This window comes from Streptomyces sp. NPDC033229, from assembly GCF_055576875.1.
Genome location: NZ_JBVIQR010000043.1, coordinates 47,716 through 54,335, shown reverse-complemented (window position 1 = coordinate 54,335; position 6,620 = coordinate 47,716). Strand labels below are relative to the sequence as shown.

The following is a 6,620-nucleotide window of genomic DNA, read 5'->3' as shown; positions in this document are numbered from 1 at the left end:
CAGCAGGGCGTCCAGGTTGTTCGTCACACAACGATCTTGGACGCCCTGTCTGCGTTCCCGGACACACCGTCAGCATTCGGAATGACTCGTCTAGAGGTAGTCCCACGTGACGTGATGTTCGTGCGGCATGCTGCCGGTCGAGGATGCTGATCCGTCGAAGCGTCTGGTTCCTGACGAACTCCGAGAGCCGGCCGCCCTGTTGCTGCCGTCGCTCGCCGCTCTTCCGCAAGGTGGTCGGACCGCTCCGTGTGACGAGCGGGCCGTGTTCACGGCAGTGGCATGGACCGAGGACCTGTGACGTCGGCTACACCGGGCGGTGCTGGACGAACCCGGGGCCCGCGGCGAGGTGGGCTGGACCTCGACGATCGTCGAGGTCCGCCTCCGTTCGCACCAAAAGGGGGGATCGCTGACCGGTGGCCGGCCCGGAACCGCCGCGGCGGGCGAGGCCTCTCGGGCAGGTGCGGCTGCTGATCCGGATGCTCGAGGTCCGGATCGGCTCAGAGCGTCGTGCCGTCGGGAAGTTCCTTCTTCGCGTCGACCACGGCTCGCTTGATGACCACGGTCTCGTAGGTGACGGCGCCGGGTTCGAGCCCCCGATACGGCTTGACCAGCACGTCACGCTGGCCGAGGTACGCATAGGTGTTCCTGTCGAAGATCCACTCCTGACGGCTGCGGGGGCCGGTGCAAGTGATTGCGATACCGGGCCGCCCGGTCGCGTCGGCAGCCTTGTCCACGAGCGTGACGCCCGGGATCTTGGCAGCCGCCTTGAACAGTGCAGCGCTGATCTTCGGCGCCGCGATCTGCTCCTCCAACAGCTGGCCAATCTCCCCGAACGCCGTCCAGTCGGCTTGCGGGTTACCCATCCTGCCCCCCTGGTAGAGGCGCTTGAGCAGGACGTCGGGGTCGGTGGGGAGCGCCTTGACGCTGTTGTAGGAGCCCCGGTCGGTGACCTCATCGGCACGCTCGAGGTCGAGGTCCTCGCCGTTCTTGTCCATGAATTCATGGCCGGGCTCATAGATGAAGCTCTTGAGGCCGTCGGGCGAGTGCCAGACCTGGCGCGAGCGCAGCGGAGTCACCACGAGCTTCTCCTTGCCGCCCGCCCTGTCGACCCGCCCGCCCGTCACCTTGCTCTCCACGTAGATGTACTGGTCCTGCCGGGGCTCCAGAGCCGGCTGCCGTGCCGCCGCGAGCGAGATGCGGTCGACGGTCGCCGACAGTCCTTTGGTGGTGCCGGGTTGCAGCTTCGCACCGGCCTTCGGCGGGCGGGTGTCCGTACCCGAGGTACCCGAGCTGCCCGGGGCAAGGATCACGGCACCCGCTATCACGGCTGTGGCGGCCGGCAGCGCGATCCAGGCCGTGCGGTGCGCACGGGAGCGCGGTGCGCACCGGGCGGTCCGGTGCGCCTCGGCCCACAGGGCCTCTTCAAGCAGGTCCTGCCGGGCCCTGGGCAGGGCGGTCTCGTCCTGTCGGGGGAGCAGGAGGTCGAAGTCACCGTGGTCGAGCGGCTCTTGGGGCCGCCGGGAGATACGCATCATCGGTTCCACTTCTCGTTCGGCCGGTTCAGGTTCAGGTGCAGATGCAGGTGCTCGGGCCGCCGGGCCGCCGTCTTGTCAGCGTGTTGCCGGAGCTCCTGTGCGGTGAGCTTGCGCAGGCGCTCGCGGGCCCGGAACAGCCGCGACCGTACGGTGCCGACGGCCACGCCCAGGGCCTCGGCCGCTTCCGCATAGCTCAGGCCGGACCAGACGCAGAGGGTGACGACCTCGCGCTCCGACCGGCGCAGCTTCTCCAGGGCGTTCTTCGCGGCGGTGAGCTGTTCGGCGTCCGCCATCCTGCCCACCACTTCACCCGCGATGTCCGGCACGGCTTCCTTGGCGGGCATGCGGGCCAGGGCCTTCTCGTGGCGACGGGCGGCACGGCTGGTGTTGCGCTGGACGTTCACCGCTATGCCCATCAGCCAGGCCTTCGCGCCGTCCGGCTCCTCGGGAAGCTTGGCGCGGAGGCGCCAGGCCTCCAGGAACGTGAGCGAGACGATGTCCTCGGCGGTGGACCGGTCGCCGGTGGCGCGGATGGCGTAGCGGTGGACGAGCTGGGCGTGTGAGCGGAAGAGATGCCGGAACGAGTCCGGGTCGCCGTCCCTGATGCGGGTGTGTATTGACGTCACGTCTTGATATGTCCGGTAGGAGGTACGGGTTCCCATGATGTGGGTCACACGACGGGACGCCCCCCACCCCCCCCCAACCCGTCCCCGGCCCCCTTGGCGGAACCGGAGCGCCGCCACCGTCCCGAGGCACGGTGGGGTGTGACGCCCTGCAGAGCCGGCCGCGGTGCCGCTGATCGACATGGCGCCCAGCCGAACGCTACTCGCTCGGCATGCGGGCGGCATTTTGATGACTTAACATGAAAATAGCGCCTGCTAGTCGATTACTGCTCGAGCAGGAAAGCAGGATCACGTCATGTACATGATGCGCGAGGTCTACCAAGCAGAACGCGGGAAGGCGCCGGAGATCGTAGCGGCGTTCAAGACCCTCACCAAGGTATTCGAAGAGGCCGGGTACGCGAACCGGCGAATCTACGTCGATTACGCCGGGCCCATGGATACGGTCGTCTGCCAATGGGAATTCGACAGCCTCGACCAGTACTTCACCACGGAGCGAGCGTTCTTCGTGAATCCAGATGAGAACGCCCAGTCATTGATCGATGCGTTCAACAGCAACGCGGTATCCGGCTACAAGGAGATCTACGAGGTCATCCAGTAGCGGATCGCCCGGGCGGCAGAGGCTACCGTCACCCACCCGTTCCCGGGCCCACGACCTGCTGCACCACTCATGCGGGACGCCGTAGCTGGTGCACTCGGACGACTTCCCGCAGGGCGTGTTCGAAGACCCGTGGCCGGTGATGTGCACGGTGTACGAACAGGACTGCGGGAAGAAGGTCCCGCGACAGTGGGGGCATCCGCTGTACGTGGTGAGTGGTTTGGGGACGGAATCGGATGCCATTCCCAGACGAGTTGGCTCGTGCGGAACCAGAGTTCGTGCTGAGCCCCCGTCCGGCCGCATACCCACAGCGAGTTCGAGCGGTCCGTCGTCGGCTGCCTCGGCGACGCCGGCTTCGTGCGCCGCCGCGGTGGCCGACGCGATTCACCCGCCCTCGGCCGCGGCCAACCGCGCCCCTGGCGACTGCTCGCAGAACGTCAGCAGAACGTCAGGTGACTTCCCAGGCCGCGTCGATCATCTGGAAGATCTCGTCCACGGCGGCCTGCGGGTCGGCCGCCTCGCGGGCCAGCGAATAGGCGTCGATCACGAACCTCGCGATCGCCCGGCAGGGTCCCGGTCGAGAAGTCCTACCCGCTCGCCGAGGCCGCGGCGGCGCACACCGACAGCCAGGCCGGTCACACGCGCGGGCGCCGGGTCATCGTCGTCTGAGCCGTTCCCCGCCCGGTGGCACGGCCCGGCAATCCTTCGTCGAGACCTGCAACGATCAACGCGCCGACGACGACCGCGCCCTGTGGACCTGCATCCGGGCAGACCGAGCAGCGCCGCGCCGGCCTGGCGTGCAGGACCAGTAGCCGGCTCGTCCCCGCCTCGCCGGGCGGGGTGGCAGCCTGGTCTCAGTACGCTAGGACCATCACGCCGAGTAGCCCACGATTCAGCTGATGGAACATCAGCAAAGTCGGCATGAGGTCAGCATCAGTACCGTCACAGACCGCCACCGAACGCTGGAGCCCGTCAGGGCCAACCACTCCCTCGCTGCGGCTGACCTGCGGAAACGCAGGTCAGCGACCTGACCGCCTGTTACTGAAGGAGACCCACATGAAAATGCTCATCAACGTGGCGGAGACCGTCGTCGCCGATGCCCTGCGCGGGATGGCCGCGGCGCATCCCGAGCTGGCGGTCGATGTGGAGCGGCGGGTCGTGGTCCGGCGTGACGCGCCGATTGCGGGCAAGGTGGCGCTGGTGTCCGGCGGCGGTTCGGGGCATGAGCCGTTGCACGGGGGCTTCGTGGGGTACGGGATGCTGGACGCGGCGTGCCCCGGGGAGGTGTTCACCTCGCCCGTGCCCGATCAGATGGTGCGGGCGGCAGCGGCCGTGGACAGCGGCAAGGGCGTGCTGTTCATCGTGAAGAACTACACGGGCGACGTCCTCAACTTCAACATGGCCGCCGAGCTCGCCGAGGACGAGGGCATCCAGGTCGCCAGCGTGCTCGTCAACGACGACGTCGCGGTGACCGACAGTCTCTACACTGCGGGCCGGCGTGGCACCGGTGCCACGGTCTTCGTGGAGAAGATCGCAGGCGCGGCGGCCGAGGAGGGTACGCCGTTGGAGCGGGTGGAGGCGATCGCCCGCCGGGTGAACGAGTCGTGCCGGAGCTTCGGTGTCGCCCTGGCCTCCTGTACGACGCCCGCCAAGGGCGGCCCCACCTTCGACCTTCCGGCCGGTGAGCTGGAGTTGGGCGTCGGAATCCACGGTGAGCCGGGGCGCGAGCGTCGCGCGATGATGACCTCGGGCGAGATCGCGGACTTCGCCGTGGACGCGGTGCTGTCCGACCTGCGGCCGAGCGGTCCGGTGCTGGTGCTGGTCAACGGCATGGGCGCGACGCCGCTGCTGGAGCTGTACGGCTTCAACGCGGAGGTGCACCGGGTGCTGCACGAGCGGGGGGTGCCGGTCGCGCGGACGCTCGTCGGCAATTACGTCACCTCCCTCGACATGGCCGGGGCGTCGGTGACGCTGTGCCAGGTCGACGACGAGCTGCTGCGGCTGTGGGACGCGCCGGTGCAGACGGCCGGGCTCCGCTGGGGCCGCTGAGCGACCGGCCGCGCACCCGCCCGAGGTGCGTCGGTCAGCGGGCCACCGACAGCGTGCGCAGCCGGTTCAGTGCCGCCGCGACCTCGAAGCGGCGCGGCAGCGCGAAGTCCTCGTCCCGTACAGCCAGGAGGCACTCGGCGCCTTCCGCGAGGTCGCGGTCGAGCAGGTCGAGTGCCTCGGCGAGGGTGCGCCCGCCGCCGAGGTGCCCGCGGCGGACCATGGTCTCCAATGCCAGCCCCACACCGACCACATGGGGTGCGTCGGCCAGTTGTGCCACCGCGCGCAGGTCCACGGTCTCCTCCCCGAAGACCAGCCCGTCCCTCCCCCGGGCCTGGATCCGGGGTCGGCCGCGCACGGAGCTGTCGACGGTGGCGGGGTCGGGCCGGCGGTGGACGGTGCCGGGGTAGGTGTCGGCCTCCGCCCGGCGCCCGGTCGGTACCGCGGCGAGTTCCTTCGCGCGGGCCGTGACGTCGGACGGCCGGTAGGCGTCCATCATGACCACCCGGTCCGCCACCTCCATGTAGTCGCCGGAGCCGCCCATGACGAGCACCGTCGAGACCCCCTGGTCCCGGTGGAGGGAGCGGACGAGATCCACGAACGGGGTGAGGGGTTCGCGGTCCTTGGCGACCAGGGCCTGCATGCGCGCGTCGCGGATCATCAGGTTGGTCGCCGCGGTGTCCTCGTCGATGAGCAGCACCTTGGCACCGGCCTCGACGGACTCGACGATCGCCGCGGCCTGGGAGGTGGAACCGGAGGCGTTGTCGGTGCGGAAGTCCGCCGTGTCGTCCCCGCTCGGCAGGTGGTCGACGAAGGCGTGGAGGTCCACGCCCTCGATCCGGCGGCCGTCCTCGGCGCGGACCTTGACGGTGTCGGAGCGGGAGACGACTTGTTCCCGGCCGTCGCCCGGGACGTCGTCCCAGATGCCGGTCTCCAGCGCGCGCAGCAGCGTCGACTTGCCGTGGAAGCCGCCTCCGACGATCAGGGTGACGCCCTCGGGCACGCCCATGCCGGTCACCCGGCCCGCGTGCGGGAGGTCGACGGCGACCCGCAGTTCCTCCGGGGAGCGGAACGGGACCGCGGCCGGCCCGGTCAGCGGGCGGTCGTCCACGCCGCTGCGCCGGGGCAGGACCGCGCCGTCGGCGACGAACGCGATGAGGCCGAGCCGTGGCAGTGCCTCGCGGAGCGCGTGGGAGTCCTCGGCCGTGTCGGCGAAGCGGATGAGTGCCTCGGTGTCGACCGCCGCGTACCGCAGGGCGCGGTCGACCAGTCGGGGCAGCCGTCGGCACAGGACGTGCTCGGCGGCGCGCGCGTCGATCCGGCGGCCGCGGCCGGGGAGCGGGACGTTAAGCCGGAGGACGACCGACCCGGGTTCGTCCTCCGGTGCCGTCGGACCGGGCGGCACCACCTGGCAGGAGCCGCGGTCGAGGATCTCCTGGCCGCCCGCGTCCACCCGGATCCCGTCCCCGGTCTCCTCGGCCGCCCGCCGGGCGAGGAAGCTCGCGAGGGCCCGGCGGCGTACGGGCGTCCGCCACAGGTCGGCGGGGAACCCGGCGACGGCCGCGGGGACGTGCAGGGCGACCCGCGCGGGAGGCGCGTACGGGTCGGCCTGGCCCCGGACGATCTCCAGGTCGAACCCGTCCATGGCCCAGCGGCCGACGAGGGACTTGTAGCGGCCGTACGACGCGCCGTCCAGCGCCCACAGGGCGTCGGCGAACCCGTCCCGGGTCCGGCGCGGCGCCGGCGGACGGCGGTCGGTGGAGCGCGGCATGGTGCGGTGTCCTTCCCGGTGGCGTCGAGCGCACGTACCCTACGCCGTCA

5 protein-coding genes and 2 pseudogenes are annotated in these 6,620 nt (G+C 70.4%); 3 read left to right on the top strand and 4 right to left on the bottom strand.

Annotation, left to right across the window (positions count from 1 at the left end; all coding sequences use genetic code 11):
* Positions 1–497 precede the first annotated feature (497 nt).
* Together ACZ53N_RS29665 and ACZ53N_RS29660 are read right to left on the bottom strand one after the other, a co-directional pair.
* Positions 498–1,535: a CU044_5270 family protein gene (locus ACZ53N_RS29665; protein WP_469143879.1), complete on the bottom strand. Its 1,038-nt coding sequence runs from the start codon at positions 1,533–1,535 to the stop codon at positions 498–500.
* Positions 1,532–2,197 carry an RNA polymerase sigma factor gene (locus ACZ53N_RS29660; protein WP_469143878.1) on the bottom strand — a complete coding sequence of 222 codons (666 nt, stop codon included), beginning with the start codon at positions 2,195–2,197 and terminating at the stop codon, positions 1,532–1,534. The genes ACZ53N_RS29665 and ACZ53N_RS29660 overlap by 4 nt, the downstream gene beginning before the upstream one ends.
* A gap of 256 nt (positions 2,198–2,453) precedes the next feature.
* Here ACZ53N_RS29660 and ACZ53N_RS29655 point away from each other — a divergent pair, with 256 nt between their 5' ends.
* Positions 2,454–2,756 carry a hypothetical protein gene (locus ACZ53N_RS29655; protein WP_469143877.1) on the top strand — a complete coding sequence of 101 codons (303 nt, stop codon included), beginning with the start codon at positions 2,454–2,456 and terminating at the stop codon, positions 2,754–2,756.
* A 445-nt stretch (positions 2,757–3,201) separates the two neighbouring features.
* Here ACZ53N_RS29655 and ACZ53N_RS29650 read toward each other — a convergent pair.
* Positions 3,202–3,321: pseudogene (locus ACZ53N_RS29650) on the bottom strand (TetR/AcrR family transcriptional regulator); the annotation flags it as partial.
* A gap of 2 nt (positions 3,322–3,323) precedes the next feature.
* On the opposite strand from ACZ53N_RS29650, the pseudogene ACZ53N_RS29645 reads away from it, so the two are divergent.
* Together ACZ53N_RS29645 and dhaK are read left to right on the top strand one after the other, a co-directional pair.
* Positions 3,324–3,422: pseudogene (locus ACZ53N_RS29645) on the top strand (zinc-binding dehydrogenase); the annotation flags it as partial.
* A 387-nt stretch (positions 3,423–3,809) separates the two neighbouring features.
* Complete coding sequence (gene dhaK / locus ACZ53N_RS29640; protein ID WP_469143876.1) at positions 3,810–4,802, top strand: dihydroxyacetone kinase subunit DhaK; 993 nt, start codon at positions 3,810–3,812, stop codon at positions 4,800–4,802.
* Positions 4,803–4,836: 34 nt separating this feature from the next.
* On the opposite strand, the gene ACZ53N_RS29635 is transcribed toward dhaK, so the two are convergent.
* Positions 4,837–6,570, bottom strand: coding sequence for an ABC-ATPase domain-containing protein (locus ACZ53N_RS29635; RefSeq protein WP_469143875.1), 1,734 nt, complete (start codon positions 6,568–6,570; stop codon positions 4,837–4,839).
* Positions 6,571–6,620 lie beyond the last annotated feature (50 nt).

Coding starts and splice junctions, on each gene's coding strand:
- dhaK (WP_469143876.1), top strand. CDS start 3,810: ATGAAAATGCTCATCAACGTGGCGGAGACCGTCGTCGCCGATGCCCTG.
- ACZ53N_RS29635 (WP_469143875.1), bottom strand. CDS start 6,570: ATGCCGCGCTCCACCGACCGCCGTCCGCCGGCGCCGCGCCGGACCCGG.
- ACZ53N_RS29655 (WP_469143877.1), top strand. CDS start 2,454: ATGTACATGATGCGCGAGGTCTACCAAGCAGAACGCGGGAAGGCGCCG.
- ACZ53N_RS29665 (WP_469143879.1), bottom strand. CDS start 1,535: ATGATGCGTATCTCCCGGCGGCCCCAAGAGCCGCTCGACCACGGTGAC.
- ACZ53N_RS29660 (WP_469143878.1), bottom strand. CDS start 2,197: ATGGGAACCCGTACCTCCTACCGGACATATCAAGACGTGACGTCAATA.